The sequence below is a fragment of the Blastococcus atacamensis genome (assembly GCF_002938425.1).
In the GTDB taxonomy this organism is placed as follows: Bacteria; Actinomycetota; Actinomycetes; order Mycobacteriales; family Geodermatophilaceae; genus Blastococcus; species Blastococcus atacamensis.
In genome coordinates this window covers 41,532-67,683 of the sequence record NZ_POQU01000006.1, presented here as the reverse complement: position 1 = coordinate 67,683, position 26,152 = coordinate 41,532, and the positions used below count along the sequence as shown (strand labels likewise).

The 26,152-nt window shown below is 72.6% G+C and carries 24 protein-coding genes and 1 pseudogene; 9 read left to right on the top strand and 16 right to left on the bottom strand.

Annotated elements, in window-relative coordinates:
- Positions 1 to 141 precede the first annotated feature (141 nt).
- Positions 142 to 1,053: a diacylglycerol/lipid kinase family protein gene (locus tag C5508_RS03170; protein WP_104523500.1), complete on the bottom strand. Its 912-nt coding sequence runs from the start codon at positions 1,051 to 1,053 to the stop codon at positions 142 to 144.
- 196 nt (positions 1,054 to 1,249) lie between these two features.
- Positions 1,250 to 1,504 (bottom strand): hypothetical protein, encoded by a 255-nt coding sequence (locus C5508_RS03165; RefSeq protein WP_104523499.1) that lies wholly within the window; start codon positions 1,502 to 1,504, stop codon positions 1,250 to 1,252.
- 161 nt (positions 1,505 to 1,665) lie between these two features.
- Here C5508_RS03165 and C5508_RS03160 point away from each other — a divergent pair, with 161 nt between their 5' ends.
- Entirely contained in the window at positions 1,666 to 2,412 is a 747-nt protein-coding gene (locus tag C5508_RS03160) for a DsbA family oxidoreductase (protein WP_232796889.1), read from the top strand.
- Positions 2,413 to 2,653: 241 nt separating this feature from the next.
- Here the strand turns inward: C5508_RS03160 and C5508_RS03155 are convergent, their stop codons facing one another.
- Together C5508_RS03155 and C5508_RS03150 are read right to left on the bottom strand one after the other, a co-directional pair.
- Positions 2,654 to 3,292 carry an HD domain-containing protein gene (locus C5508_RS03155; RefSeq protein ID WP_104523498.1) on the bottom strand — a complete coding sequence of 213 codons (639 nt, stop codon included), beginning with the start codon at positions 3,290 to 3,292 and terminating at the stop codon, positions 2,654 to 2,656.
- 266 nt (positions 3,293 to 3,558) lie between these two features.
- Entirely contained in the window at positions 3,559 to 5,034 is a 1,476-nt protein-coding gene (locus C5508_RS03150; protein ID WP_104523497.1) for a glutamine synthetase beta-grasp domain-containing protein, read from the bottom strand.
- Positions 5,035 to 5,501: 467 nt separating this feature from the next.
- On the opposite strand from C5508_RS03150, the gene C5508_RS03145 reads away from it, so the two are divergent.
- Together C5508_RS03145 and C5508_RS03140 are read left to right on the top strand one after the other, a co-directional pair.
- Positions 5,502 to 5,951 carry a hypothetical protein gene (locus C5508_RS03145; protein WP_104523496.1) on the top strand — a complete coding sequence of 150 codons (450 nt, stop codon included), beginning with the start codon at positions 5,502 to 5,504 and terminating at the stop codon, positions 5,949 to 5,951.
- Between the two features lie 255 nt (positions 5,952 to 6,206).
- Entirely contained in the window at positions 6,207 to 7,559 is a 1,353-nt protein-coding gene (locus C5508_RS03140; protein WP_198597824.1) for a sugar porter family MFS transporter, read from the top strand.
- A 141-nt stretch (positions 7,560 to 7,700) separates the two neighbouring features.
- Here the strand turns inward: C5508_RS03140 and C5508_RS03135 are convergent, their stop codons facing one another.
- Positions 7,701 to 8,072, bottom strand: a complete 372-nt coding sequence (locus C5508_RS03135; protein ID WP_157943936.1) for a DUF2784 domain-containing protein — start codon at positions 8,070 to 8,072, stop codon at positions 7,701 to 7,703.
- A gap of 99 nt (positions 8,073 to 8,171) precedes the next feature.
- On the opposite strand from C5508_RS03135, the gene C5508_RS03130 reads away from it, so the two are divergent.
- Positions 8,172 to 9,701 (top strand): hypothetical protein, encoded by a 1,530-nt coding sequence (locus C5508_RS03130; protein ID WP_104523494.1) that lies wholly within the window; start codon positions 8,172 to 8,174, stop codon positions 9,699 to 9,701.
- Positions 9,702 to 9,773: 72 nt separating this feature from the next.
- Here the strand turns inward: C5508_RS03130 and C5508_RS03125 are convergent, their stop codons facing one another.
- Together C5508_RS03125 and pgsA are read right to left on the bottom strand one after the other, a co-directional pair.
- Positions 9,774 to 11,678 carry an arabinofuranosyltransferase gene (locus C5508_RS03125; RefSeq protein ID WP_104523493.1) on the bottom strand — a complete coding sequence of 635 codons (1,905 nt, stop codon included), beginning with the start codon at positions 11,676 to 11,678 and terminating at the stop codon, positions 9,774 to 9,776.
- 211 nt (positions 11,679 to 11,889) lie between these two features.
- Positions 11,890 to 12,522, bottom strand: coding sequence for a CDP-diacylglycerol--glycerol-3-phosphate 3-phosphatidyltransferase (gene pgsA, locus C5508_RS03120; protein ID WP_198597823.1), 633 nt, complete (start codon positions 12,520 to 12,522; stop codon positions 11,890 to 11,892).
- Positions 12,523 to 12,649: 127 nt separating this feature from the next.
- Here pgsA and C5508_RS03115 point away from each other — a divergent pair, with 127 nt between their 5' ends.
- Entirely contained in the window at positions 12,650 to 13,714 is a 1,065-nt protein-coding gene (locus tag C5508_RS03115; protein ID WP_198597822.1) for a phosphatase PAP2 family protein, read from the top strand.
- Positions 13,715 to 13,750: 36 nt separating this feature from the next.
- Here C5508_RS03115 and C5508_RS19800 read toward each other — a convergent pair whose 3' ends face one another.
- The gene (locus C5508_RS19800; protein WP_198597821.1) at positions 13,751 to 14,212 is read right to left on the bottom strand and encodes a GtrA family protein; all 462 of its coding nucleotides are present in this window, start codon (positions 14,210 to 14,212) and stop codon (positions 13,751 to 13,753) included.
- 509 nt (positions 14,213 to 14,721) lie between these two features.
- Here C5508_RS19800 and C5508_RS03105 point away from each other — a divergent pair.
- On the top strand, positions 14,722 to 15,807 hold the full coding sequence (locus C5508_RS03105) for a hypothetical protein (protein ID WP_157943932.1): 1,086 nt from the start codon (positions 14,722 to 14,724) through the stop codon (positions 15,805 to 15,807).
- A gap of 77 nt (positions 15,808 to 15,884) precedes the next feature.
- Here the strand turns inward: C5508_RS03105 and C5508_RS03100 are convergent, their stop codons facing one another.
- Positions 15,885 to 16,793, bottom strand: coding sequence for an NAD-dependent epimerase/dehydratase family protein (locus C5508_RS03100; RefSeq protein WP_104523521.1), 909 nt, complete (start codon positions 16,791 to 16,793; stop codon positions 15,885 to 15,887).
- A 162-nt stretch (positions 16,794 to 16,955) separates the two neighbouring features.
- On the opposite strand from C5508_RS03100, the gene C5508_RS03095 reads away from it, so the two are divergent.
- Both C5508_RS03095 and C5508_RS03090 read left to right on the top strand, forming a co-directional pair.
- Complete coding sequence (locus C5508_RS03095; RefSeq protein ID WP_104523489.1) at positions 16,956 to 18,038, top strand: LLM class flavin-dependent oxidoreductase; 1,083 nt, start codon at positions 16,956 to 16,958, stop codon at positions 18,036 to 18,038.
- A complete protein-coding gene (locus C5508_RS03090; RefSeq protein WP_104523520.1) occupies positions 18,038 to 18,853 on the top strand; it encodes an alpha/beta hydrolase in 816 nt (271 codons plus the stop codon). The genes C5508_RS03095 and C5508_RS03090 overlap by 1 nt, the downstream gene beginning before the upstream one ends.
- 21 nt (positions 18,854 to 18,874) lie before the next feature.
- On the opposite strand, the gene C5508_RS03085 is transcribed toward C5508_RS03090, so the two are convergent.
- The 7 genes and pseudogenes from C5508_RS03085 to C5508_RS03060 form a co-directional block, all read right to left on the bottom strand.
- Complete coding sequence (locus C5508_RS03085) at positions 18,875 to 19,171, bottom strand: hypothetical protein (RefSeq protein ID WP_104523488.1); 297 nt, start codon at positions 19,169 to 19,171, stop codon at positions 18,875 to 18,877.
- A gap of 44 nt (positions 19,172 to 19,215) precedes the next feature.
- Positions 19,216 to 21,027, bottom strand: a complete 1,812-nt coding sequence (locus tag C5508_RS03080) for an NAD-binding protein (RefSeq protein WP_104523487.1) — start codon at positions 21,025 to 21,027, stop codon at positions 19,216 to 19,218.
- Positions 21,028 to 21,029: 2 nt separating this feature from the next.
- Positions 21,030 to 21,416 (bottom strand): DUF6394 family protein, encoded by a 387-nt coding sequence (locus tag C5508_RS03075; RefSeq protein WP_104523486.1) that lies wholly within the window; start codon positions 21,414 to 21,416, stop codon positions 21,030 to 21,032.
- An 88-nt stretch (positions 21,417 to 21,504) separates the two neighbouring features.
- Positions 21,505 to 22,290 carry a zinc-binding dehydrogenase gene (locus C5508_RS03070; RefSeq protein ID WP_198597820.1) on the bottom strand — a complete coding sequence of 262 codons (786 nt, stop codon included), beginning with the start codon at positions 22,288 to 22,290 and terminating at the stop codon, positions 21,505 to 21,507.
- 22 nt (positions 22,291 to 22,312) lie between these two features.
- Positions 22,313 to 22,678 (bottom strand): annotated as a pseudogene (locus C5508_RS20655) (alcohol dehydrogenase catalytic domain-containing protein); the annotation flags it as partial.
- 88 nt (positions 22,679 to 22,766) lie between these two features.
- Positions 22,767 to 24,014, bottom strand: coding sequence for an MFS transporter (locus C5508_RS03065; protein WP_104523519.1), 1,248 nt, complete (start codon positions 24,012 to 24,014; stop codon positions 22,767 to 22,769).
- An 84-nt stretch (positions 24,015 to 24,098) separates the two neighbouring features.
- Positions 24,099 to 25,064: a LysR family transcriptional regulator gene (locus tag C5508_RS03060; protein WP_104523485.1), complete on the bottom strand. Its 966-nt coding sequence runs from the start codon at positions 25,062 to 25,064 to the stop codon at positions 24,099 to 24,101.
- 84 nt (positions 25,065 to 25,148) lie between these two features.
- On the opposite strand from C5508_RS03060, the gene C5508_RS03055 reads away from it, so the two are divergent.
- Positions 25,149 to 26,147: a cyclase family protein gene (locus tag C5508_RS03055; protein WP_232796888.1), complete on the top strand. Its 999-nt coding sequence runs from the start codon at positions 25,149 to 25,151 to the stop codon at positions 26,145 to 26,147.
- Positions 26,148 to 26,152: the final 5 nt, after the last annotated feature.

Here is a 26,152-nt window from a genome sequence, read left to right as displayed (position 1 = left end):
GGCCGCCCCACTCGAACGTGTCGCACGTCGGTTGCCGGAGGCCTCGTCGGCGGCGACGGGTGCACCGTTGGTCGACCTCCCCGATGTGCACCCCTGAGGCCCGCAGGCCGGCGGGCGGGCCTTCGGTCTCCCCCTGCGGTGTCAGCGCGGCACGAGCACCGACCATGCGGAACGCTGCACGCGCCACGCCCGGGCGTTCACGCCTTCCTCGACGTCGCCGTCGGCCACGAGATCGACAGGGCCGCCCGTGACGGCCACCTCTCGGCCACGGACGACGAGGACGTCGTCGCGCTCGACGTGCCGCCCGCTGGGCAGGGCCGCAGCGAAGGCTGCCCGCGCCACGGGACCCGTCGCGAGCGACACCACGACGTCGAGGAGCCCGTCGTCGAGGCTGGCGTCGGGAGCCATCGGCGTCGCGCCGCCGATGGTGGGCCCGTTGCAGACGGCGGCCATCAGGACGGGCGTGTCGCCGTCGGCAGCCCATCCGGCGGCGTCGTGCTCGACCACCCGGCCGTCGACCTCCACCCGCAGTCCCCAGCCGGCAGTGCTCACGCCCGCGATGACAGCCCCGAGCGGATATGCCACCGCCCCCAGCCGGTCCTTGAAGCGAGCCGCTTCGGCCGCCGCCCTGGCGCCGGCGCCGACGTGGACGGCATTGACCACCACGCCTCCGGCGTCGTCGCGCGCGAGGTCCAGCGGACGCGGAATGCCGTCGAGCACGACCGCAGCGCTCTGCGACGGGTCCAGCGGCAGCCCGAGGGCCTGGCCCAGGTCGTTGCCGGTCCCGAGGGGGATGATCCCGACCGGATCCTCGCCATGGAGGCCGCCCGTCGCGTCCAGAGCGGAGATGGCAGCGTGGACCGATCCGTCGCCGCCGAGGATCACGAGCCGCCGGTCCCCGCGGCCTGCCACCGCTCGTCGGAGCTCGTCGGCGTCCGCGGTCGCGGCCACTGTCACGTCCGCGCCCGAGCGCAGCACGGTCAACGCCGCCTGCACGGATTCGTCGTCGGTGGTTCCTGCGGCACGATTCACCACGACGAGCAGCCGCTGCATGGCAGAACTCCGTTCTCCGCGTCTGCGGCGAGTCCGGTCTGGGCGCGGGGCTCGCGCTCGGCACCACCATGCACCAGGGTCATCACGCAACGAGTGACGGGCGTGTGCGTACGTACTGTGTCGCTCCGCGGATTTCGATCCGAACCCCACGGCCGTTGGCCGGTGGGGCCAGGCTTGCCCTTGGCGCGCTACAGGTTCATGCCGGTGTCTCCGGAGGCTCCTCGCGCGTCGCCGCGCGGACCACCTGAACTGCCAGGTGGCATTCGTTCATGCTGGCGCCCGTGAGTCGCCGGTACTCCTTGTGGGCGGCGATGTCGGTGTGCTGCCTGACCAGCGTCACGAACTGCTGCAGCTCCGGCCTGGCACAGAACTCCGCCAACTGCTCACCGAACTGCCTCGTCAGGAAGTCGACGGCGACGTCGGTAGGGATGCGAGGCCGGAACAACTGCACGGGTGGGGTCTGCCATTCGAGTGAGGGCCAGCGAGATGCCGGCATCGACGGCGGAAGCGATGTCCGAGTGCGGACAGGCTAGTTGGGCAGGAAGCGCGTCTGCGCGCGCGGCGGACCCCGACGGCGGCGCCGGCGACGCCGGTGGTGATGAGCATCCCGGAATGCCGCCTGCCTCCGGTGCCGTTCCGCTGGACATGAAGGTGGAGATCTGGTCCGACGTCGTCTGTCCCTGGTGCCACATCGGCAAGCGCCGTTTCGAGGCGGCCTTGGCGCGGTTCCCCCACCGCGAGGCCGTCGAGGTGGAGTGGAAGGCGTTCGAGCTCGACCCCGGGGCGTCCTCCGCTGCTGCAAGTGACCCCGTCTCCTCGACCGGGTATGCCGAGCGGCTGGCCCGCAAGTACGGCACCTCGGTGGCCGGCGGGCAGCAGATGACCGATCACATGACGCAGCAGGCCGCTGGCGAGGGGCTGGACTTCCGGTTCGACCGCGCGGTGCCGGCGAACACGTTCGACGCACACCAAGTGATCCACCTGGCCGCCGAGCGCGGCGTGCAGGACGCGGTCAAGGAACGGCTGCTGACCGCCTACTTCAGCGAGGGCGAGGCCGTGGGCGACCGGGAGACGCTGGTGCGGCTGGCGGCCGAGGCCGGTCTGGACGCCGACGAGGTCCGCGAGGTGCTGGCGGACCAGCGCTACGCCACTGCCGTGCGCGCCGACGAGGCCGAGGCCGCGTCGCTGGGCATCGGCGGCGTCCCGTTCTTCGTCGTCGACCGGAAGTACGGGGTCAACGGCGCGCAGTCGGCCGACGCACTGCTGCAGGTGCTCGAGCGGGCGTGGGCGGAGAGCTCGCCGCTGATCTCCGTGTCGAGCGACGGCGCCGTCTGCGGACCCGACGGCTGCACCATCTGACACCCGCCTCGCGCGCGCCCGGTGAGAAGTCGCCGACGGCTGGATAGCCGCCGGCCCCCGGAGCCGCGGTCATGAGCACCGGCATACGTCGACGGCGACGCAGATCGCCGGCCCGGCGGTGCTGTCCCCGCTGCCGGCGCTCGCCGTCGCCGGTGGCCTCCTGCAGGCCGCCCGCCTGCTCGTCCGAGGGCTGATCCACCGGCCCGGGTGGCCGCCGACGCCTCGACACGTCCCGGGACTACTACTCGGGCCAGGCCGATCCCTTGATCATCTCGACGAAGTCGCCGCGGACGAAGCCGGGAACGTAGTGCGCGAGCACGTCGGCCTTGACGTTGCCGAACGTCGTCTCCGGGCGGTCTGCGATGCCTTCGGTGAAGGCGGCCAGGATCCGGTTCTTGAAGTCCGGCCGGGGATGGGCGTCCACCACGGCCGCGCGCTGCTCGTCGGAGACCGTGTCGTAGCCGATGCCCAGCACGTCCAGCTCCACTCCCCGGGTCAGCAGGGCGATCTCGGCCGCCATGTGCAACGGGATGTCCGGCGTCGTGTGAAGAGCGATCGCCGTCCAGACCCGGTCGGCGTCATCGCCGGCGATGCCGTGGGCGTGCAGGAACCGCCGCGCCTCATCGGCACCGTCGATCTCGAAGCGCTGATCGGTGCGACGGAACCGTTCGGTGAGCCCCAGGTCGTGGAACATCGCCGCCACGTACAGCAGTTCCGGATCGAACCGCAGACCCTGTTCCTCGCCGCGCAGCGCCCCCCAGACGAACACTCGGCGGGAGTGGTCGAACAGCAGCGGTGACGCTGCCTCGCGGACGAGGGCGGTCGCCTCCCGCGCCAACCCGCTGTCGGGGACGCGCACGCCCGCGATCGATCCGCTCATGACCAGTTCTCCTTGATCTCCGGGTGCTCCCTCCCAGGATCGACGAGCACGCGGCGAGGCGCCATGTCGGCTGGGACCGGGGGGTCAGGCAGGCCGCTGCCGGCGGTGCTCTCCCATCGTCGACGGGTGGTGGATGTCCACGACGGTCCTCACCCGTTGGCTTTCCGACATCGCATTCTCGGTCAGCGGCGTCCGCCGGGAGGTCGACCGAACCGGGCAGCCCCCCGAGGGGCGCCCCGAGTCGTCGGCCTCGGAGCCACCCAGGTTCAGCCGACGTGCCAGTGACGGCGGATGAATTCTTCGCGAGCCGCGTCGTCGTGTGCGAGCTCTCCGACCGGCGCGGCCTCCTCGGCGTCGCGCAAGCCCGCGACCACGGCGTCGAGGAGCGCGCCGGGAAAGACGCCGTCGGCCTCGAACATCCCACGTTCGGCCTCGAGGGCGTCGGCCGACTCGGCGCAGGAGGTCGGCAGTTGCTCGAACTCGCCTTCCTTGGCGGTGCTGAGCCGCTCGGCCAACTCCAGGCTGTCGGGATCAGCAAGCCCCCGCTTCGCTGCGACGGCCATACCGGCCAGCAGCAGGTGCACGTCGGCCGAGCCGTCGCCGAGCCGGAGCTCGACGGTCTGGGGGTGCGGAGCGGGTTCGGGGATGGTCTCGGTGCTGCCGGGATTGGCGTGGGCGACCATGCCGGGCAGCACGTCCCCGTTCCAGGCCAGTGGGACGCGGACCAGGCCGGTGCGGTCCTTCTCGCCCCAGCAGATGTCCCCGGGCGACTCGTTCCCGTCGGCGAACCGCAGATAGGACGTGGGAACCGTGTTGCCGAACGCGGTGAGCGCCCTGGCCGCCGAGAGGTAGCCGGCGATCAGCCGGCGCCCGATGTCGTTGATCCCGTCCCCGCCGACGATGGTGCTGGCACCGTCGCGCACCAGCCGGCTGTGGATGTGCAGGCCGTTTCCCGCGCCCTCGCCGCTCACCGAGGGGGCGAAGGTCACCTCCAGACCGTGAGCGGCGGCGACCTCGCGCACCACCCACTTCGCCAGGACGAGGTTGTCGGCCGCCTGGTCCACGGGCACAGGTTGGAGCTCGATCTCGTGCTGCACCAGCTGCCGGTCCTCCTCCAGGATGTTGCCGACCTCGCCGTGGGCGTACTTCAGCGGCACCCCCATGGCGCTGAGGTGGGCCAGCACCTGTTCCCGGACCCGCTCGCCCTTCGAGAAGGGGCTGGACTCCTGGTAGCCGCGCTCCTCTTCGACGGGGTAGATCCGCTCCGGCTCGTCGACGAGGTAGTACTCCAGCTCGCCGAAGGCCTCGAGCGTCATGCCGGTCTCCTGCGCGAGCACCTCGGCGGCCCTGCGCACGACCTGCTCACGCGCGTAGGGCAGCGGCTTCCCGGTCTCGTCGTAGAAGGAGCACAGCACGTCGAGCGACGGCCGCTCGCCGAAGGGGTTGAGGAAGGCGGTGCGGTGGCGCGGTACGACGTACACGTCGCTGGTGGCGGTGTCGGTGGCGAAGACGCTCGAGCCGTCCACGCGCTCACCGCGGATCAGCACCTCGACGAGGTGGTCTCGCGAGTTGATGGGGAAAGCCAAAGTCTTCAGGCGCCCATCGCCGCCGACGTAGCGCAGGTTCACCTGGCGTAGCCCCAGCTGCTCGATCGCCCGCACGAGATCGGCGGCGGTGAAGTCGGCCGCGGGCTTGCCGAGCACGCGGACGATGGGGTGCGGTTCGAACACGTCGATGGCCATGTCCCGTTCTACCAGCGCCGAGCAAGACCGGATCCGACGATGGCGACGCTGGACCAGTACCGCCAGGCGGGTGACGGCCGCAGATCGGCTCCGGGGCGGCACTCGCGTCCAGCGCCACCGGGGCGGCCATCGGGCGATCGCCGTCGACACCGGACGGGCACGCACACCGAGCTGCGCGATGTCGCCCACCAGCTCGTGGCGACCGGAGAACAGGAGATCCACCGACGGATCGGCAACGTCGTCGACCGGACCGACGCGGCAGACGTGCCCGTCAGAGTGGCCTCGCGGGTGCAGTGACTGTTCAGGGCTGCGGGTCGTCGACCCCGGTGGCCACCGTGTGGACCACCGGGGCCTCGCTCTCGCGGCCGAAGCATCGCACCGCGCCACCGTCCTCGTCTCGCGCATCGTGCGTCGCCACCGCGTGCGCGGCAGCGCCCTCGTCCCTTCGTCCGCGACAGGATGACGGCATGCCCACTCGGCCGCCGTCGTCGCGAATCCGGGCCGCTCTGGTCACCGGGACAGCCACCGCCCTGCACTACGCCTCACCCGACCTGATCACCGACCGCCGGGCGCGCGGCTGGACGAAGGTGGCCATCACGGCCGTCGCCCTCGCCGCCTCCGTACCGGAACTGCGGGCGGCCTGGACCGGCGAGGGCGAGCGCCGCACCGGCGAGCCCTCCCTCTCGGAGGTGTTCCGGTCGCTGCCTCCCGCGCGGAAGGCCGTCGCCCTCACCCCCGTGGTCGCCGTGGTCGCCGTCTCGGGCGGCTGGCTGGCCCTCGTGGAACGGTGGATCTTCCGGCGCGGCCAGGCCCGCGCGGCCGCCGGCAAGCGCTTCCCGCACACCGGCCCGGCACTGCTGTACGGAGCCCTCGCAGGTGCGCTCTGGTTCGTGGAGCCACCGGCGGATCGCGGCTGACGTCGAGCCGGGGACGGGCGCCGCGCCGGCACCCCGGGCTCCACCGGTCCGGGGAACCCCGTTCCGGGAGGTGTGGGAGCAACCGGCCGCGGGCACGCGCCCCCTGTCCGCGACCGCCCGGGAACGGGCGCGCGCTCCGACGCCGATGGGGAGAATCCGATTACCGCCTCCGAGGGCCACGCCCCGACTCCGTCCAGCACCCCCGGCACCGACGCGGCAGCACGGGACGACGGCGGCGGGCTGACCGGCGCCGTCGTGATCGTTGCGCTGGTGTCGGCGATCTCGGGGCTGCTCTACGGCTACGACACCGGGATCATCTCCGGGGCGCTCCTGCAGATCAGCGACGAGTTCGGCATCGGCAGCGGCTGGGAGCAGGTGATCGCCGCCTCCATCCTGGCGGGCGCGGTCATCGGCGCCCTGGTGTGCAGCCGGCTGAGCCAGCGGCTGGGCCGGCGCACGACGCTGCTGATCGTCGCCGCGGTGTTCGTCGTCGGCTCGCTCTCGGCGTCGCTGGCCCCGAACCCGGAGATGCTGTCGCTGGCCCGCATCGTGCTGGGCTTCGCGGTCGGTGGGGCCACGCAGACCGCGCCGGTCTATGTGGCGGAGCTGGCACCGTCGAAGTACCGGGGCCGGCTGGTTTTGTTCTTCCAGGTGGCCATCGGCGTCGGCATCCTCATCGCCACCATCGTGGGTGCGACCGAGACCGTGGACTGGCGGTTGGCGATCGGCGCGGCCGTGGTGCCCAGCGCGCTGATGCTCGGGCTCATGCTGCGGCTGCCGGACAGCCCGCGGTGGCTGGTCAAGGCCGGCCATGACGATCGAGCGCGGGAGGCCCTGGAGCGTGTGCGGCCGAAGGGCGCCGACGTCTCCGGCGAGCTGCGCGACATCGAGGACCTGGTGGAGGCGGAGCGTTCGGCGTCCACCATCGGGTGGCGGGGGCTGCGGGAGGCCTGGGTGCGGCCGGCCCTGATCGTCGGGTGCGGTCTGGCGATCTTCACCCAGCTGTCGGGCATCGAGATGATCGTCTACTACTCGCCCACGATCCTCACCGACAACGGCTTCTCCGACACCGCGGCGCTACGGGTGTCGGTCGCCCTGGGCGCGACGTACCTCGTCACCCAGCTGATCGGTTTGGCCATCATCGACCGGGTCGGCCGGCGGCGGCTCACCCTGATCACCCTGCCCGGGGCGGCCCTTGCGCTGATCGTGCTGGGCACCTTCTTCGTCACCGGCAACGACGGCGACGCCCAGGTGCCCTACATCGTCGCGACCCTGATCGCGTTCATGGCCTTCACCGCCGGCGGCATCCAGCTCATGGGCTGGCTCACCGGCTCGGAGATCTACCCGCTGGCCACCCGCGAGGCCGGCGCGGCCGCGCAGTCGGCGTCGCTGTGGGGCACCAACCTGCTCATCACCCTGACGTTGCTGAGCATCATCGACACGATCGGCACCGGCCAGACCTTCTGGCTGTACGCCGCCTTCAACATCGCCGGGTTCGTCTTCCTCTACCGGCGGATGCCCGAGCTCACCGGCCGCAGCCTCGAGCAGATCGAGAAGCGGCTCTCCGACGGGCGCTTCCGGCCGGCCGACTTCGCCGGAGCCCGCTGAGGCATGACCCCTCAGGCCTGAGGGGCGTCTCCGGCTCTCACCCGGCCTGCGTACATCGGGAGTCGCCCCTCGGCACGCCGACGAGGACATCGGGGCCATCCGTGACGACCTCCCGGAGCAGGACGCGAGGGGAACCGTCAGCTAGCGAACGGCCAGCCGCCGCCACCGCGTCAGCACGACGGCGTAGGACGTGAGGGCGATGCCCATCGCGATCAGCCAGGCGGCCGTCTCGTACTGCGCCGGAAAGAGGACGTCGTGCAGGTAGTGCGCGATGAAGCTGCCCTCGTACGGCGCCCTGCCGCCGACCTCGAGCAACCACTTCTCCAGGGTGGTGAGGGGACACGTGAACTGGGCCAGCGTCACGTAGGCCGAGTAGACGGTCGCCACCATGCTCGGCCACAGCCAGGCCGGCCTGCGCAGTGCCAGGAACCCGCCGAACACGATGTAGCCCAGGAAGGCCATGTGCACGACGGCGACGACGACCGCGGCCACCGCAGCCAGCCCGCTCCACACGCGGACAGCATAGGGCCCGGATGACCTGACGGACCCGGTTCGCCACGGCGGCCGGTGCGCGATGCCGGGGCGTTCCGGCGATCCGCGGTTGAATGGGGCGTGACCTCGCCTGCGGTCCGTGACCGCGAGCCCGCCCCCTCCCCCGGGAGCTCGGCCCGGCGGCTGCTCGTCCCGCTCTGCCTGGTCGTGGTGCTCGTCCGCGGGACGTACGTGCTGAGGCCCTTGCGGAACGACGAGGGCGGGTACCTGCTCATCGCCAGGCAGTGGCACACGGGCGGCGAGTTCATGTACGGCGACTACTTCGTCGACCGCCCGCCACTCCTCATGCTCATCTTCAGAATCGCGTCGCTCACCGAGTGGGATCAGGCGATCCGTGTCCTCGCGATCCCGTTCGTCGTCGTGTTCGTTCTCGCCGGCTGGCGTGCGGGCACGCTGCTGGGAGGCCCGACCGGCGGGCGGTGGGCCGCCGTGGTGGCCGCCGGGATCATGTGCTCCCCGGGGCTGGCGGCGGAGCAGGCGGACGGCGAGCTGTTCGGGGCTGCGCTGGTGATGGCGGCCATGGCAGCGGCCCTCTCGGCCTGGCACGCGGACTCACGCATGCGCCGGTTCGGGTGGGCCGCCGTCGCCGGTGCGGTCGGCGCGGCCGCTCCGCTGATCAAGCAGAGTCTGCTGGAGGGCCTGCTCCTCCTCGCCGGCCTGGCGATACTCGGGCGCTGGAGCAGGGGCGCGGCCCGTCGGCACGCTCTCGTGGTCGGGGTCGCGGGGTTCCTCGGTGCGCTGCTGCCCTGCGTGCTCGTCCTCCTGTGGCTGGCGGCGGCCCAGATCGCGCCGGGTGAGGCATGGCACGACCTCGTCGGTTCCCGTGGGGTCGCGTTCGACGTCCTCTGGTCCACCGGCCCCGACGACAACATCCGCAGGGGAGGCCAGCTCCTGGTCCTGGGCACGATCACCGGTCTTCTGCCGGTCGTGGTCGCCTGGTTCCTCGCCGTGCGCCGCGGTCGGGGGCGGGCGCCGGTCGAGGCGAAGCTGATCACCCCGCTCCTGGTGTTCGGGATCATCGGCATCGCGTCGGGCGGCGCCTACTGGCCCCCCTACCTGCTGCAGCTCGCGCCGGCGGCCGTCCTGGCCGTCGGCGCGGCGATGGCTCATCCGGCGCCCGTCACCGGTGCCCGGATGCGGGGTTGCGTCAGGATGGTCGCGGTCGCTGCGATCGTGGGCACCGTGGCCTCGGGGGTGGTCCACGCGACCGTTCCGTCCGCCTGGTACACCCAGCGGATCGGCGAGTGGTTGGCCGACTCGAAGGCGGCGACCGATACGGGCTTCGTGGTGTACGGCGTCCCCTCCATCCTGGAGGCCGCGGACATGCCGTCCACCTACCCGCACGTGTGGAGCGCCGCGATGCGCACGCTCGACCCCGGACAGACCCGGCTGCGGGCGACGCTCGCGGGGCCCACGGCACCGACCTGGATCGTCCAGGTCAACGGCTTCAACGCGTGGGGCATCGACGACAGGTCCCGGCTCCGCGACCTCGTCCGCCAGCGGTACCGCGTCGTGACCGAGATCTGCGGCCACCCGATCTGGGTGCGTCGAGACGTGACGAGGGAACTGGCAGCTCCGCCGTCCTGCTGATCCTCGCGCGACGTGGTCCGCTTCGAGCGCCTCGCGCTGCCTGCGGTTGCAGGGCCGACCGACGTGTCGACGTCACGGCCGCAGCGCGATGACGACGATCCGGCCGAGCTCGGTGCGCACGAACTCCGGGCCGGTCAGCAGCCGGTCGGGGAAGGCGACCTGCGCGCGCCGGGTGCGGTCCGGGAAGTCGTCGACCATGAAGAACAGCTTGAGCGACTCTCCCTCCCGCTCCAGTACGAGTCCGTCGACCGGATCGAACTCGTTGTTGCGCAGCAGTCCGGCCGCGCATGCGCTGTCCGGGCAGGCGGCGACCTCTTCGAGCAGGGCGACGCGGTCCTCGAACTGCCCGTTCGGGTGCGAGTAGATGCTCTTGTAGGCCACGAACCCGTGGACCGGCGTCGTGGCGAGGAAGTCGACCTGCGAGGTGACGAGGACGGCGTCCGACAGTGGTACGTCGGGGCGCAGATCCCGCCATGCCCTCCGGATCGCCTCGACGGATGGGCCACCGGGGTCCACGAACAGCACCCGGACGAGAGGCTCCTGCGTCGGATCACCGGTCGGCACCGACCCGTCGGGGTAGCGGGTCGTCTGGGCCACCAGCGCCCCCCGTCCGGTGACGAAGGCGTCCGCGAGGTGGTATGCGGCGCTGGCCGCCGCAGCGCCGACGAGCACGACGGCGGCGAGACGAGCCGGCCCCGACGCGCGAGCCGGTCCTGCACCCCGCTCTCGCTCGAGCCATCGCCGGAGCCAGTCGGCAGCGCCGAGCACACCGGCGGCCAGCAGGACCGTGATCACGGCGTCCTTCGTCTTGAAGGCGAGGAACCCGACGTCGGCCTGCTCGGCGAGCGCTCCGATGCCCAGCGTGAGCAGACAGCCGGCGAGGGCCAGACCGAGGCCTCCGGCGAGCTCGCCGGTGCGGGCGCCGGGGTCGTGCCTGCGCAGCCGGCGCCAGGCGGTCCACCCGAGCCAGGCCACACCGACCAGGCCGGCGAGCTGCGACGCCTCGGCCGGCGAGGGGAACGGTGGGAGGCTGCCGCCGATGTAGGAGTAGCGCAGCTGCAGACCGTCCGCCGGCAGCCGCAGCCTCGCGAGGACCGCAGGCGCCCACGACACGGCCGACACCGCGAGGCCGATCGCACCGATGGCCAGCGCTCGTCGCAGGGGCAGCCGCGGCTGCAACCCCGGCCGGGAACGGGCGCGCACGGCGTCGTACGCCAGCGCGAGCAGCGTCGCCACGCCGAACGGCAGGAACCAGTAGGTGTGGACGAGCAGCAGCAGTCCGAGCACGACACCGAGTCGCCAGGACGACCACCGCTCGACCCCCGGCGCGCGGAGATCCCGCACGGCCAGCAGCCACCACGGCAGCAGGCAGGTCAGCACCAGCCACTCGTCGGGCTTGTGCGGGTGCGCGGCCCAGATCGTCACCAGGGCGGCCACCGCGGACCCCTGCAGGGCGCCGACGACCGGCCGCCACAGGAGGTATGCCGCCAGTGGGATCAGCACGGCGACGAGCAACTGGACGGGCTTGACCGCTTCCCAACCGGCCAGGTCGGTGACGGCCGCCAGCCGGCCCTGCAGCCAGCTCAGGGCGGGCGGGTAGTAGGCAGGCAGATCGCGGTAGCCGTAGTCGACCAGCGCCGGTGTCTCGGCGTAGCGGGTCGCCATCTGCGTGCGGAAGGAGGTGTCGGCGTACAGGCCGTACCACCCCCAGCGGGTGCCGTGCAGCGCCGCCGTGCCGGCCGCGCCCAGCAGCACCCCGGCCGCGACCACGCCGGCCTCCGCTGCCAGCTCCGGCCGCCTGCGCGCCACGAGGGCCACCGCCGCACCGGCCAGGGCTGCACCGCCGGTCAGGATCGGCACCAGGCGCTCCCGCCACATCCGATCCACGACCGTCACGTCCGTCGCGTCGACCAGCCAGGCGGTCACCGCCCAGCCCCCGAGGATCGCCACCAGCACGACGGTGGGCCGCAGCAGCATCCGGCTCCTCACGCGATCGGATCGCCTAGGCCGGTATTCCTGCCGGGGCGCCTGGAACCGTTCTGCTGCCACCACGCCCGGGACCTACCCAGCCCGACGCGATGGTGAGACATCGCGGGCGGATCTTCAGAGGCACCTTGTCCCGTCCCGGGTCCGGTGGACGCTCCGCTCCGGCCCTCCGGAGGATCAGGCTCGGCGACCGTGCCCGCGATCAGCCGTGCATCTCCGGCCGGGGAGCCGACGGCTGCAGAGAGGGCCCCCGGACCCGACCCAGCGCTGCCGCCTTCGCGCCGTAGTCCAGGCCGGTGACCACCGTCCAGAGGACAGTCGCCACCACCACGACCGTCAGCACTTCCGTCCACCCGGGCGCCGCCAGTGCGAGCACGATCATCGTCGTCTGTGCCGCCGTCTTCACTTTTCCGCCGCGACTCGCGGGGATGACACCGTGGTGGAGGACCGCCAGCCGCAGGACCGTGACTGCTGCTTCACGGCCGAGGATCACGGCCGTCGCCCACCAGGGAACGAGGTCACCGGCGGACATGCAGATCAGGGCCGTGGCCACCAGGGCCTTGTCTGCGATCGGGTCCACGAGAGCGCCGAAGTCGGTGCACTCGTCCAGACGTCGGGCGAGCCAGCCGTCCGCGACGTCGGTGAGCGAGGCGGTGACGAAGAGGGCCAGGGCGATCCACCTGCCGCGGGCAGTGTCCCCCGAGTCGAGCAGCACGACGCCGAGGAACGGAACGGCGAGCAGGCGCAGTCCGGTCAGGGCGTTCGGGAGCGTCCACCAGCCGGAGCTCCTGCGAGGGGACGGCGCCTCCTCGGCAGGTACGCTGAACGTTCCCACAGCGCTCCCTTCCGGCGGCTCGAACCGCGCTTCGACCACCACGGGCGCTGGCCGACTACTCCGGAGAAGATAGCCGCGTATGGCCGAGCCTGCCCCCCGTGGATCTCTCAACCGGCACGCGTACGCCATGGCCGTGGCCGTCGCCCTCACCACGAGTGTCGTGGCCGTCGTCTGCGCCCTCGTGCTCGACCTGCCGCTGCGCGACCCCGATGGGTTCCTCGGGCCCACCTACGTGCGTCTGCCGTTGATCGCAGCGCTGTTGCTGGCCGTCGACGTGCTGCCCCGCGCCGTGCGCCGTGCCGGCTCGCCCAGGACCGTCCTCCGACAGATCGTCCTGGTGGCCCGCGAACGCTGGCCCTGGCGGCAACTCCGTCCGATCCTGATCGGGCTCGGGGCCTTCTACGTCACGTACGTGTCCTACCGGAACCTCAAGCACTACCTGCCGCTGCTCCGGCCGGGGCTCGTCGATGACCAGCTGACGGCATCCGACCGGGTGATCACCGGAGGGGTCGCGCCGGCCCAGATCCTGCACGACCTGCTCGGCACCGGGGTCTCCGCGCACATTCTGTCCTGGGTGTACCTGGCGTTCCTGATGTTCGTTCCGGCGTCCCTGGGCGTCGTCCTCATCATGAAGAGCCGGGCCGGGCAGGCCAGCTGGTATGTGACGGCACTGTGTCTCAACTGGGCGCTCGGCACCGCCAGCTACTACGTCCTCCCGTCGAGAGGGCCCATCTATGTACAGCCCGAACTGTTCCGGGACCTGCCCCAGACCGGCACGTCACAGCTGCAGGACAGCCTGCTGGTGTCCCGGGTGATCATGCTCATCGATCCGCAGGGAACCGACCGGCTGAACAGCATCGCCGCCTTCGCGTCGCTGCACGTGTCGATCATCTTCACCGCGGCCCTCATCGCTCAGCTCACCATCCGGTCCGTCACGGTGCGGGCGGTGCTCTGGACCTTCTTCGGGCTGACCGCCATCGCGACGATCTACTTCGGCTGGCACTACGTCGTGGACGACATCGCCGGGCTGGCGATCGGCGGAGCATCGGTGCTGCTCGCAGGTTGGGGCACGGGTCAGCTCCGGGGCCGGCGACTCCGCGTGGATGTGCTGCGCGAGTCGGACGTGGCCAGGACGGGCCGGCCACGTCGCCCCTTCCGGCGCCGCCCGGAGGCCTCGCCGTCCGCGTCCTGACAGAGAGGACGCGGGCCGCTGTCCGCACCAGGCGGATCAGGTCGCGTGCTGTTCCTGGAACACGTAGCGCCGGTAGGTCAGGAACCGGAAGAGGCTGCCGAGCGCGAGGCCGACGCCGTTGGCCGAGACGTTGTCGGCGGCCGGGCTGGTGAGGTTGAGGACGTAGCGCGAGACCATCAGGCAGGCCAGCGAGATCACGAGGGCGACGCCGCTCAGCGCCATGTACAGCGTGTACTCCCGGGCGATGCGGCCGCGTGGCCGGTCCCGGTAGGTCCAGAACCGGTTGCCGACATAAGCGACGGACGTCCCCGCGATCAGGGAGATCGTCTTGGCGACGAGCGGCTGGTCGTCCAGCACGCCGCCCCCGCCCAGGTGGACCAGCAGGTTGTAACCGCCGATGTCGACGGCGAGGCCGACGGCGCCCGCGAGCGCGAATCCCGAGGCCTCTCGCCGGAGCCCTTGCCCCCGTTGCCGCCGCCCGGCGATCCTCGGCGCCACAGCGGCAGCCCCCGGGAGACGGTCGGGGCCGCGCGCCGCGGTCCGCCCGCGTCTGACCGGCGAGCGGGTGGTACCCACTTCACGTCCCCCGACCGCTCCGCGTGAGCCCGGGCGCCGCCACGTCCACTGTCGCCGAGGCGACGTTCCCGCTTCGGCCTTGGCGCGGCCACCCGGCGCCAGGACCGAGCGGGTGGCATCACCCGGATGGGAAGATCGCCGGACTCGGCGTCCGATCGGCGCGGTTCGACGTCGCTCGGCCGGCCGAGGGCCTCGCGCCAGCGGATCGATCCAAGCCATCGACTGGACGCTACGGTCGTAAGTTTCACTGAGCAAGTCGAGGTCGACGGGGCGCCGACCGTACGAACTCATGGAGCGGCCTCGGCGCCGGCATCGCACACGGGGCCGGGTGGAGCCGTCGGCGGTGGCCGGCCCGTCGCGGGTGGGGCCGCCCGCCGGTCCTGCGTCGTGACCGGTCGCCGCCCGCCTGCAGCCCGTCGAAGATGGGTCTCATGGGCGCCGCACCGACCTTCACGCTGAGGCCGACACGGCCCCGGGCCGACGCCGTCGACAGGCTGAGGGGTCGGCTACCGGCCGTCGGGCTGGACGGCGTCCTCGCCGACCTCGACCGCGCCGCCACGGCGTGCCCGGTCCCGGGGGAGGCCGCGGCTGAGGGGTTCACCTGGGACGAGCAGGATCGCAACGACCCCGGGTGGTGGCCGCAGGGGGTCGCGACCATGCGGTCCGGGACCCTGCTGCTCGTCAGCTGGTACGCCCGGCGCGGCCGACTGCTGCGCACACCGGGTTCACGGATCACGGTCGTCGACCGGACCGCTCCGGGAGGCCCCCGCTACCGGCACGTCCTGCTCGTCGCGCCCCGCCGGCGTCTCGGGATCGTGGTCATGGGCACCGTCCCGGTGCACGCGGGGGGCATCGCCGTCCACGGCGACCACGTCCTCGTCGCCGACACCCGCCGCGGGGTGCGCATCTTCCGCCTCGGAGACGTCCTGGCCCTTCCCCAGGACTCGTCCGGCGCAGCCGGCAAGGCGTCGCACGGTTGGCTCCAGAGGCTGCGGCGCTCCGCCGGCAGCGGCTCGGGTCCTTCCCGGGACCACGCGTACGTGCTACCCGAACTGATGGCGTACCGGGTTCCGCTGCGCTGGGGCCCCCGCCGGTTACGGCACTCGTTCCTGTCCATCGGGGACGTCGAGGGTCGGCCGAACCTCGTCGTCGGGGAGTACCGCCGCAAGGACGATCCCCCTCCCCGGCTCGTCCGCTACCCCGTCGACCCCGAGACGGGGCTCCCGGCTGTCGACGCCCACGGCCGATGTGCTGCTCTGGCGGTCCACGAGGACCAACCGAGGCGCATGCAGGGAGCGGCGGTGCACGGGTCCACGTGGTTCCTCACGGCGAGCGCCGGCCCGAAGTCGGCCGGGGACCTGTACCGCGGTACGCCGGACAGGTGGCACCGCCATCGGGGAGTATTGCCGAGCGGGCCTGAGGACCTCGACTGGTCCCGTCCCGGGGAAGAACTCTGGTGCGTCACCGAGTGGCCCGGGCGCCGGTGGGTCTTCCCCATCCCTGCGGACCGTTGGTAGCAGCGGCCGGACGCGCTCGGCGCACCGACCCGCCGGCGGGGGCGTAGGCGCCATGGGCGCCTGGCCCCGTGGGGCTGTCACGCGCGCGGGGCCAAGCCCTGCTGCAGCTCGTCCAGCGCCTGCGCGAGGCTCACCCGCGGCCGCCAGCCCCAGCCTCGCGCGCGGTCGCTGAGCAGCTGCCCCGTCCAGACCGGCTCGTCGGTCCACTCGGGAGCCACGCCCAGCGCTTCGGTCACGGTGCCGAGGTAGTCCCGCCACGTCGCCGGCTCGCCGGCGACGATCACCGGGGTCGTCGCACCGGCCACGGGACCTCGCTCCGGATCGTCGGCGGTCGGGAACGTGCCCGTCGCGACGTCGGCGAGGAAGGCCGCCAGGTCGTCGACGTGCACCCAGGCCCAGGCCTGCGCCGGGTTGGCCCGGCGTTCGCCGTTCCGGATCGCCCGCGGTCGCAGCGTGTTCCAGACCGACGTGTCGCCGGCCCCCAGGATGGCCGGCGGCCGGACCAGCACCGTGGTGAGCCCCTCGACCTGCGCGAGTGCGGCGTCGGCGGCGTTCTTGGTGTCGGGGTAGTCGCCGCTGCCCTCGGGCAGGAGGGCGCCGTCCTCGGCGATGTCGCCGACGCCGGCCGAACGGTCGTAGACCCCTGACGTGGACACGTGCACCAAGCGGGCGACGCCGGAGTCCCGCGCGGCCCGGGCGAGCACCGCCGTCCCCTGTGCCCCTACCCGGTGCTGCACCTCGCGCGAGGCGCCCATCGGGTGGACCGTCGTCACGACCGCGTCGGCCCTCTGGGTCACCGCACGGGCGAACCCCTCGTCGGCGAAGTCGCCGACGTGCTCCGTGACGCCGTCCAGCACGGCAGCACTGCCGGCGCGGCGGACGACGGCGCGCACACGGGCCGACCGCTCCACCAGCGCCCGGCACACGGCGGCGCCCACCAGTCCGTTCGCACCGGTGACCACGACGACGGGAGAGGGATCGACCATGCCGTCCACCCTGCCAGCGACCGCACGACGGCGCCCGCGCACCCTCGACGTGCGCCGCGCCGCTCGGCCGCCGTCCCCAGGAGCGGCGGCAGGTCCGCGGGCTCGGTAGGTTCCGTCCCCGATGCACCGCGTGTGATCGAACCTGCGACAGAGGAGAGGCCGATGTGGCCACAGCACGACCGGGGCGAGCTGGAGTTCGGTCTCTTCGACTGGATCGACGCCGTCCCCGGCCGGTCGACGGCCGAGGTGTACGACGAGCGGCTGCGGGTGCTCGCGGAGGCCGACCAGGACGGCTTCAGCACCTACCACCTGGCCGAGCACCACGGCACCCCGCTGGGCCTGTCGCCCTCCCCCGCCGTGTTCCTCGCCGCCGCGGCCCGGGAGACCGAGCGGATCCGCCTGGCCCCGACCACGTTCATCGTCCCGCTCTACGACCCCCTGCGGCTGGTGCAGGAGATCTGCATGCTCGACCAGCTCAGCCACGGGCGGCTCGACATCGGCGTGGGCAAGGGCTCCTCCCCCATCGAGGCGGCCATGTACGGGCTCACCCCGCCGGAGACGGCGGAGCGTTTCGAGACGCTGTTCCCCGCGATCGTCGGGGCGCTGGAGACGGGAGTCTTCCGCCGGCCGGGGGCTGAGGGAGCGGCGGCGGAGATCCCGCTGCACGTCCCCGTCCTCCAGCGCCCGCACCCGCCGTTCTGGTACCCGACGTCCAACGCGGCCTCGATCCCGCGCCTGGGCGACGAGGGCTACAACGTCCTGTTCGGGTTCGGCTTCGCCTCGCCGCCGCTGGAGGTCGTGCGGGAGCAGAGCCGGGTGTTCTTCGAGCACTTCTCACGCTCCGCCGCCGAGGGCGGGGTGCGCTACAGCCTGCCCGGTTCACCGCCACGGTTCGGCATGCTGCGCCACGTCGTCGTCGCGGAGTCCGACGAGGCGGCCGTGGCGCTCGCCCGGCCCGCGTTCGACGCGCACTACGAGAGTTTCACCCACCTCTGGCGGGTCCACGGCAGCGACCGGTTCACCGGCCCGCCCGACTTCGACGCGCTGGTGTCCGAATCCAAGGTGTTCGTCGGTTCGCCGGAGACCGTGGCGGCGCAGGTGGCCCGCGCCCGGGACATCGGCGAGATCAACTACTTCGCCGGCGCCTTCGCCTGGGGTTCGCTCGACGTCGAGTCGGTCCTGACCTCGGTCCGGCTGTTCCGCGACGAGGTCGTCCCCGCCGTCCGCTCCACGGCAGGCCGGTGATGACGACGACGGTCCTCCGCGACATCGTCTACTCGACGGTCGACGGCGGAGAGCTGCGGCTGGACCTGTACCTGCCCGACGTCCGGCCCGCGCCGCTGTGCATCTGGCTGCACGGGGGCGGCTGGATGCGCGGATCGCGCACCGACCGCGCCGAGGCCCGTCTCCTGCCGCTGGCCGACAGCGGCGTGGCCGTGGCCGCCGTGCAGTACCGGCTCAGCGGGCAGGCGCCGTTCCCCGCCCCGCTGGACGACGCGCGCGCCGCCGTCCGCTGGTTGCGCGCGCACGCCGGCGACCACGGCCTCGACGCCACTCGGATCGGCGCCTGGGGCGCCTCGGCGGGCGGCCATCTCGCCGCGCTGCTGGGGCTCACCGACGACGGGACCGACGCCTCGGGCGGCGACTCGTCGGTCCAGGCCGTCGTCGCCTGGTTCCCGGTGTCGGACCTGCTGCGGCGGGACTCCGACGTCCCCGAGGGCCCGCTGCCGCCCTTCGTCACCGGACCGCTGCCGGAGCCGTCCTTCGAGGCACGCCTGCTCGGCGCCGAGCGCGTGCGGGACGATCTGGACGCGGCGCGCGAGGCCAGCCCCGTGGCGCACGTCTCCCCGGGCGCCCCGCCCTTCCTGCTCATGCACGGGGACCGCGACGGGCTCGTCCCGTCCGAGCACAGCCGGGAGCTCCACCGGGCGCTGCGCGCCGAGGGCGCCGACTCGACGCTGTGGCTGCTCGCCGGGGCCAACCACGAGGACCCCGGCTTCGACTCACCGGCCTGCCTGGCCGCGGTCAGCGCCTTCCTGCGCTCCCACCTGCTCCTCTGAGCGCGCCGCGATCCGAGCCGGTCAGACGCCGTCGCCGCGGATGAGCCGGAGATCGGGCCGGGTGGTGATGCTCTCCCGCTCGTCGGGGACCTGCGGCAGCCCGGCTGCCCGGCGCACCCGGTTCTCCGGCACGTCGAGGGCACGCGCCAGGAATCCGGCCAGCCCCTCGCTGATGAAGCTCCTGCCACCACGGCGGGCCATCAACGAGAGGGTCTCGGGCGGGATGACCCAGCGTGACCGGCGCGACGCCTCGTGCGCCGTCCTGGCCAGTTCCCAGAGACGACGGCGGACGAGGTCCTGCAGGTCCTCTCTGGCCACCCGCGAAGGCTAGGTCCGGGTGCTGCCGGCCGCATCCGGGACGGTCATGCGCCGGCCCGCGGACCCGGCGTCAGCTTCCGCCAGATCCAGCTCGCCGGCACGCGGTGGCCGGTCACGACGTACTCCAGGGCGCCCTCGACCAGCAGGATGGTGGACAGCGCGCGCCGCGCCGCCGCCCGGCCGGCGAGGAGGAGCTCGTCGTCCGGCTGGAGCACGAAGTCCTCGGCCGGCGCCGTCGTCGCCTCCCCGCCGCGGAGGACCATCAGCGTCACCGCGTGCAGCGGCTCCTCACGCTCCTCGGGATTGCGCAGCAGCGCGCCGAGGGTCGCCGTGCCCGAGGCCAGCCAGCGCTGCAGCGCCGGGGCCTCCGCCGCCGTCAGCCGCACCTTCCACAGCGTCTGGAGGCGAGTGCCGCACACGTCGGTGAGCCGGTCGACCATCCGCTGGGCCCACGCGTCGCCCATGCTCGGCATCTCGCGGATGAACCGCCACAGCAGCGGCGTGGACAGCTGCGCGTACACCTCGTGGGCGACCACCTCCGTCGGCACGAGCAGCGCGTCGATGTCCATGGCGGCGAACAGCGGCGCGGTCGCGGGGCGGTTCTGGCGCGCGGCGACGAACAGCGACGGATTGCTGCGTCGGGCTGCCGCGACCAGGGAGAGGTTGGTGGTGTCGTTGTCCGTGCCCGCGACCAGCCCCACGGCCCGGTCGAGATCGGCCTGCGCCAGCACCCAGGGGTCCGACCCGTCGCCCACGAGGACGTCGGTGCCGCCGACGTCGGTCGGCTGCACCTCGACCACGGTGACGTCCAGCCCCTCGGCTCGCAGGTCCGCTGTGAGCTCCCGGCCCAGGCGCCCGTAGCCGAACACCACCCAGCGGCCGCTGACCGGCGGCGCCGCCCGTTCGGGCAGCCGGCCTCCCGGACCGCTCTCCAGCCACCGCATCAGCTGGTAGGTGGCGGGCGAGCGCAGCGCCAGCCGCAGGTGGTCACCGAACCGGTCGAAGGCGTTCACCGTGCTCGGGTTGCCGAACGCCTGCATGCGCTCGGCGATGGTGCGCGAACTGACCCGCGCGATGACCGGCAGCTCCGGCCGCAGGAGCGCCGCAGCCATGACGATGGTCAGGTTGGCCTCCTCGTCGTTGGTGAGCGCGACGACGGCCTCGCAGCAGGGGTGCCCCAGCCCGGCCACCGCCAGGTGCCCGGGATCGCGGGCGTCGGTGGCCAGGCCTGGGACGTCACCGACGTAGGACCCGAGTTCCAGGCCGTCGATGCGCTCCTCCGACAGGTCGAGCACGACGAACCGGCGGCCCAGCTTGTCGAAGGACCGCCCGACGAGCTCACCGGTCCGTCCGTAGCCGGCGATGAGCAGGAAGGGCTCGCGCAGCCGCGACACCTTGCGGCTGAAGTGCTGCAGCGCCAGCGCGGACCGGAAGGCGCGGTCCCGCAGCAGGGCCAGCAGCGTGCCGATCGCGTACGCCCAGCCGATCACGGCGAGGTAGATCGAGAAGGTCACCCACATCCGCTGCCCGTAGGTGAAGGCGTAGGGCAGCTCCCCGAAGCCGATCGTCGTCGCGGTGTAGCTCATGACGTAGAAGGCGTCGAAGAAGCCCATCCGCCAGGGGTTCCCGTCGCCGTCCTCTCCGGGGATCAGGGTCAGCCCGAGCACGCTCACGGCGAAGATGACGATCAGGACGATCAGCGGCGCCCGCATCCGCCGCAGCACCAGGAACACCGTGGCCGACGCCTGGGCGGCGGAGGTGGCCGCGACCCGGAAGGCCGCCCGGCGCACCCGCCGCTGGTCGGGTCCCTCCGAGCCGGCGAGTCTCCTCCGGAAGGCCTGCAGCGGGTTGCCCATGGTCAGCCGCGGTGGAAGGAGACCGTCTCCACGACGAGCAGGACGACGGAGACGATGTTGGCCAGCAGCGCGCCGCCGGACAGGGAGACGACGCTCGCCGTCCACGACTCGTTCATGCCTGCTGTCGAGACCAGCGTCGCGTACCCGAAGAAGATGGCGGCCGCGATGAGCTGCAGGTCGGCCACCAGGCTCGTCGCCAGGTGCACGGCACCGATCTGCGTCCGGTCGCCGAACTTCAGCACCGTGGCGATCAGGTTGACCACGACGGCCGCGAACAGCTCGTAGGGGTTGTGCAGCGCGGGGTCGTCGATGTCGCCGATGAAGAAGCCGAAGTTCAGGGTCGCCGCGAGGACGACGAAGAACCCGAAGACCACCTTCTCCAGGTTCATCCAGCCCTCCTCGTCGGCGCCTGGCCCTGCCCTGCCGCTCGCGGTCCGAAACCCGGGCCCCGAGCCGGCAGGGCACCGGCGGCGGGCATCAGTGCGGCATGGTGAGGATGGGCTTGACCACCGCACCGCTGTAGGAGGCCTCGACAGCGTCCTCGATGCGGTCCAGGGGGAAGAACTGCACCAGCTGGTCGAACGGGAAGCGACCCTGTGCGTGCAGGTCCATGAGGGCGGCGATCAGCTGCTGGCCGTGGCCGCTGCCACCGAGCGTCCCCCGGATGGTCTTGCCCCACAGCGTGCTCAGGTGATCGGCGCTGAACTCCGCCCCCGCGGGTGCGCCGCCGATGAGCAGCGCCGTCCCGAGCATGCCGACGGAGTCGATGGCCTGGCGGATGACGGCGATGTTGCCGGTGCAGTCCAGCGAGGCGTCCGCTGGGCCCTCGCAGATCTCGGTGACCGCCTGCACCGGGTCGGTGCCGGTCGCGTCCACGGTGTGCGTGGCGCCCAGCCCTTCGGCGAGCCGCAGCCGGGCCGGGTGCCGGTCGACGGCGATGACCGTCGTCGCCGCGGAGTTGCGGGCCGCCATCACCGCCGCGAGCCCGACGGTCCCGGCGCCGTAGACGACGATCGAGCTGCCGGGTTCCGGGCGCAGCGTGTTGAACACCGCGCCGGCACCGGTGGCCAGACCGCAGGCCAGCGGGCCCATCATCTCCACCGGCAGTCCGGCCGGCACGGGAACCAGGGAGGAGGCGGTGGTCATCGCATACGTGCCGAATGACGACTGCCCGAAGAAATGGCTGGCCAGTGGTGAGCCGTCGGTGCCGCGCAGCGCGGAGGAGCCGTCCAGCCGGGAGCCGCCGGCGACCAGCTCGCCCATGCGCAGGCAGTAGCGCGGTTCCCCCGGCCCGGCAGTTGCGGCAGGCTCCGCACGACGGCCAGCCGAGGACGACATCCTGCCCCTCGGCGACGCCGGTGACGCCCTCCCCCACCGCCACCACCGTCCCGGCCCCTTCGTGACCCAGGACGCCGGGCAGCGGGAAGGGCAGGTCACCGTCGCGGGCGATGCCGTCGGTGTGGCAGAAGCCGGTGGCCGCCACCTTGACCAGGACGTCCCCGGGACCGGGCTCGTCGAGGTCGACCTCCCGGACCACGAACGGCCCGTGCAGCTCCTCGACGACGGCGGCGGTGATCCTCACGAGCGTTCTCCTCGACGGTGCGGCCGCGGGTCCGGTGATGGTGCCGCCCGACGGTCCCCTGACGAGCATCGCCGAGCGGCCCCGGACCGCAACCCGGCGACGCCTCCCACGACGGAGCCCCCACCGCTGCCGTGGTCGGGGACTTCGCCGTGTGCGGTCAGTGCGCCGGCTCGACCGCCTGGACGGGGCGGGCGAGGCGGACCCCGACGGCCGTGAGGACCGACACGACGCCGAGCACCACCAGAGCGCTGCCCAATCCTTCGAGGGCGCCGGTGAGGGCGAGGACGACGAGGGGGCAGAAGAACTGGCCGATGAAGACGGCCGAGGTCCACACCCCGGTCCCCCGGCCCCGCTGCTCGAAGCCCAGGGAGCTGAGCGCCCAGGTGAGCAGGGCCGGCAGCAGCAGCCCGTTGCCGAACCCGGTCACCACGGCGAAGGCGATGACGACCGGCACGGAGGAGGCCAGACCGAGGCCGATGATCCCGATTCCCGACAGGCCGAACGCCAGCGGCACGAGCACGGCGGGTCCCCGTCGGGCCAGCCGGCCGAACAGGAAGGCGCCGATCGCCGTGCCGAGCGAGGCGATCGCGCTGGCCGCCCCGAGGGTCGCGGTGGACTCGACACCGATGCTGTCGAGGGTGAAGGAGAGCTCGACGATCAGGACGTAGAAGACCAGCCCGCCCAGCAGGGTCACCCCGACGGGCACACCCAGCTGCCGCCACGGGAGGGGCGCCAGCCCGGAGGTCCGGGCCGCTGCCTGCGCCCGCGGGGCCGGCTGCCAGATGAGCTTCGCCGCGGCGACGGCCAGCGGCAGGCTGACGACGTAGAGCCAGAACGGGGCGCGCCAGTTCGCAGCTCCCAGCGCCCCACCGACGCCGAAGCAGATCGTCGCCGCGACGGTCGTGCACACCACCTGCAGCCCGAAGTAGCGTTCCCGGGTCGTGCCGTGGAAGTAGTCGGCCAGCAGCGTGGTGCAGCAGGTCATGATGGCGGCCTCGGTCAGCCCCAGCAGTACGCGGCTGGCGACGATCAGCTCCAGCGACGGGAGCCACAGGGGGGCCGTGCCGACGAACGCATAGGCGACGAGAGCGGAGACCAGCAGCCGCTTGCGGCCGACGCGGTCGACGATCCGACCGGCGATCATCGCGGTCAGGCCGATGACGAGGGCGGGCGCGGTCAGGACGACGGGCGTCAGTGCCTCCACGCCGGGTGTTCCGGCGAACGCCTCCTGGATGGCCGGCAGCACCGGCGCCAGCAGGACGGCGCCGAGGATGGCGAGGCAGCTGGCCAGCAGCAGCACCGCGGCCTGCGCCCGGCCGGCGGGACGGCCGGTGGCGGGGTCGACCGCCACCTCACCGGCGAGGGGCTCCTCGGTCACCGAGGGCTCGAGAACACGTTCCGACACGGGCGTCTCCGGATGCCGTGCGCCGATCCGGGTGATCGGCGTCACTGGCGTGGAAGTGTCAGGACAACCTGGCCGCAGCGGAAATCACTTCTCCTGAGGCCGGCCATTCACGGCATCGAGGACCGGCGCAGCGGTGGGATCCCCGGTCGCCAGTGCCGTGGCCCGCCGCACGACATCACGCAGCCACACGTGCTCAGGGTCGTGCTGGTACACCGGATGCCACCACATCGCCTCCACCAGGGTTCCCGCCTCGAAGGGGGCCGGGAGGGTCCGGATGCCGGTGTTGAGCGGCAGGAGGTCCACCAGGCGCCGCTGCAGCAGCGCCACCCGGTCGGTGCCGGTCACCAGACCCGGGACGGTCAGGAAGTTCTCGGTCACCACCTGGACCCGCGGCTCGATGCCGCGCATCCGCATCTGCCGCACCGCCGGGGTGGACGCCGTCGGCCCGTTGTAGGTGACGACCCAGGGCAGCGACTCCAGGTGGGTCACGGTCAGCTCGTTCCCCACCTCGGTGTTGTCCGCGGAGACGATGCAGACCCATGCGTCCCGGTAGAGGTCCAGGTGCGGCAGGTCGGACACGAAGCCGTGCGGCAGCACGAGGAGGTCGGTGGTCAGCAGCACCTGGTCGGCCCGGTCGACCATCTGCGGCGTGTTCGCGGCGAAGCGCAGCCGGGTGCCGGGCGCCTCCTCCGACATCAGCGCGGCGATGCTGTCGCCGAACACGGCCACGCCGTAGTCGCTCACGAGCAGCGAGAACTCCCGGGTGGAGGAGGCCGGGTCGAACTGCGGCTGCGCGCTGAACACCCGCTCGACACCGGACAGCGCCACCCGCGCCAGACCCTCCAGCTGGGTCGCCAGCGGCGTGAGGCGGTACTCGTTGCCGACGCGGCTGAGCAGCTCGTCGTCGAAGTGCCGGCGCAGCCGCGCCAGCGATGCCGAGAGAGCCGGCTGGCTGAGCCCCATCTGCGCGGCGGCCCGCGTGACGCTGCGCTGCTGCAGGAGGGCATCGAGGGAGACCAGCAGGTTCAGGTCCAGGCCGGCGAGGTTCACGGGCGCACCGTATAGACGCCGCTGATGGCTGTCATCAGACATCTCGTCTTCCCTCACCCGTGTGGGCCGGACCACTCTCGACCCGTGCCTGAGTCCTCCCCGCTCCTCGACCGGTCCGATCCGGAGGGTGCGATCGCCGCCGCGGCCGAGCGCTGCCGCAACTGGGGTCGGTGGGGTGCCGACGACGTCTTGGGGACGCTGAACTTCCTGGACGACGCCAAGCGCGTCGAGGGCGCGGCCCTGGTCCGCCGGGGCGCGTCGTTCTCCCTGGCCCAGAGCTTCGACATGGACGGGCCGCAGAAGGGCTGGCGTCGCCGCACCAACCCGGTGCACACGATGCTCGACACCGGCACCGACGCCGAGCGGGGCGTTCAGGGCTTCCCCCACGGGATCGGCGGTGCCGACGACGTGATCGCGATGCCGCTGCAGGCCTCGACCCAGTGGGACGGCCTGGGGCACATCTTCGACCACGGCACGGCCTGGAACGGCCGGCGGGCCGGCGACGTGGTGACCAGCGACGGGGACAAGGTCACCGGCATCCAGACCGTGGGCGGCCTGATGGCCGGTCGCGGCGTGCTGCTCGACGTCGGCCGGGCGATCGGCACCGACGGCGAGCTCCCGGACGGCTTCGCGATCACTCATCAGCACCTCGAGGCCACCATCGCCGCGCAGGGCGACTCGTCACGGATCGGCCGGGGTGACCTCGTCGTGGTCCGCACCGGCCGACTGACCCGCGCCCGCCGCGACATCGCCGAGGGCCGTGGCTGGGGGGACTACGCCGGCGGTGACTCCCCGGGCCTGTCCTTCACCACCGCCGACTGGCTGCACGGCACCGAGATCGCCGGCATCGCCACCGACACGTGGGGCTTCGAGGTGCGGCCCAACGAGTTCGACGTGGCCTTCCAGCCCCTGCACCAGGTCGCCATCCCGAACATCGGCCTCTTCATCGGCGAGATGTGGGACCTGGACGCCCTCGCCGCCGACTGCGCCGAGGACGGCCGCTACGACTTCTGGCTCACCGCCGCCCCCCTTCCCGTGACCGGCGCCGTCGGCGCCCCGGTCAACCCGATCGCCGTCAAGTGACCAAG

Coding starts and splice junctions, on each gene's coding strand:
- C5508_RS03115 (WP_198597822.1), top strand. CDS start 12,650: ATGGCCGTGGCCGTCGCCCTCACCACGAGTGTCGTGGCCGTCGTCTGC.
- C5508_RS03105 (WP_157943932.1), top strand. CDS start 14,722: ATGGGCGCCGCACCGACCTTCACGCTGAGGCCGACACGGCCCCGGGCC.
- C5508_RS03170 (WP_104523500.1), bottom strand. CDS start 1,053: ATGCAGCGGCTGCTCGTCGTGGTGAATCGTGCCGCAGGAACCACCGAC.
- C5508_RS03090 (WP_104523520.1), top strand. CDS start 18,038: ATGACGACGACGGTCCTCCGCGACATCGTCTACTCGACGGTCGACGGC.
- C5508_RS03160 (WP_232796889.1), top strand. CDS start 1,666: ATGCCGCCTGCCTCCGGTGCCGTTCCGCTGGACATGAAGGTGGAGATC.
- C5508_RS03095 (WP_104523489.1), top strand. CDS start 16,956: ATGTGGCCACAGCACGACCGGGGCGAGCTGGAGTTCGGTCTCTTCGAC.
- C5508_RS03080 (WP_104523487.1), bottom strand. CDS start 21,027: ATGGGCAACCCGCTGCAGGCCTTCCGGAGGAGACTCGCCGGCTCGGAG.
- C5508_RS03155 (WP_104523498.1), bottom strand. CDS start 3,292: ATGAGCGGATCGATCGCGGGCGTGCGCGTCCCCGACAGCGGGTTGGCG.
- C5508_RS03075 (WP_104523486.1), bottom strand. CDS start 21,416: ATGAACCTGGAGAAGGTGGTCTTCGGGTTCTTCGTCGTCCTCGCGGCG.
- C5508_RS03100 (WP_104523521.1), bottom strand. CDS start 16,793: ATGGTCGATCCCTCTCCCGTCGTCGTGGTCACCGGTGCGAACGGACTG.
- C5508_RS03125 (WP_104523493.1), bottom strand. CDS start 11,678: ATGCTGCTGCGGCCCACCGTCGTGCTGGTGGCGATCCTCGGGGGCTGG.
- C5508_RS03145 (WP_104523496.1), top strand. CDS start 5,502: ATGCCCACTCGGCCGCCGTCGTCGCGAATCCGGGCCGCTCTGGTCACC.
- C5508_RS03070 (WP_198597820.1), bottom strand. CDS start 22,290: ATGGGCGAGCTGGTCGCCGGCGGCTCCCGGCTGGACGGCTCCTCCGCG.
- C5508_RS03150 (WP_104523497.1), bottom strand. CDS start 5,034: ATGGCCATCGACGTGTTCGAACCGCACCCCATCGTCCGCGTGCTCGGC.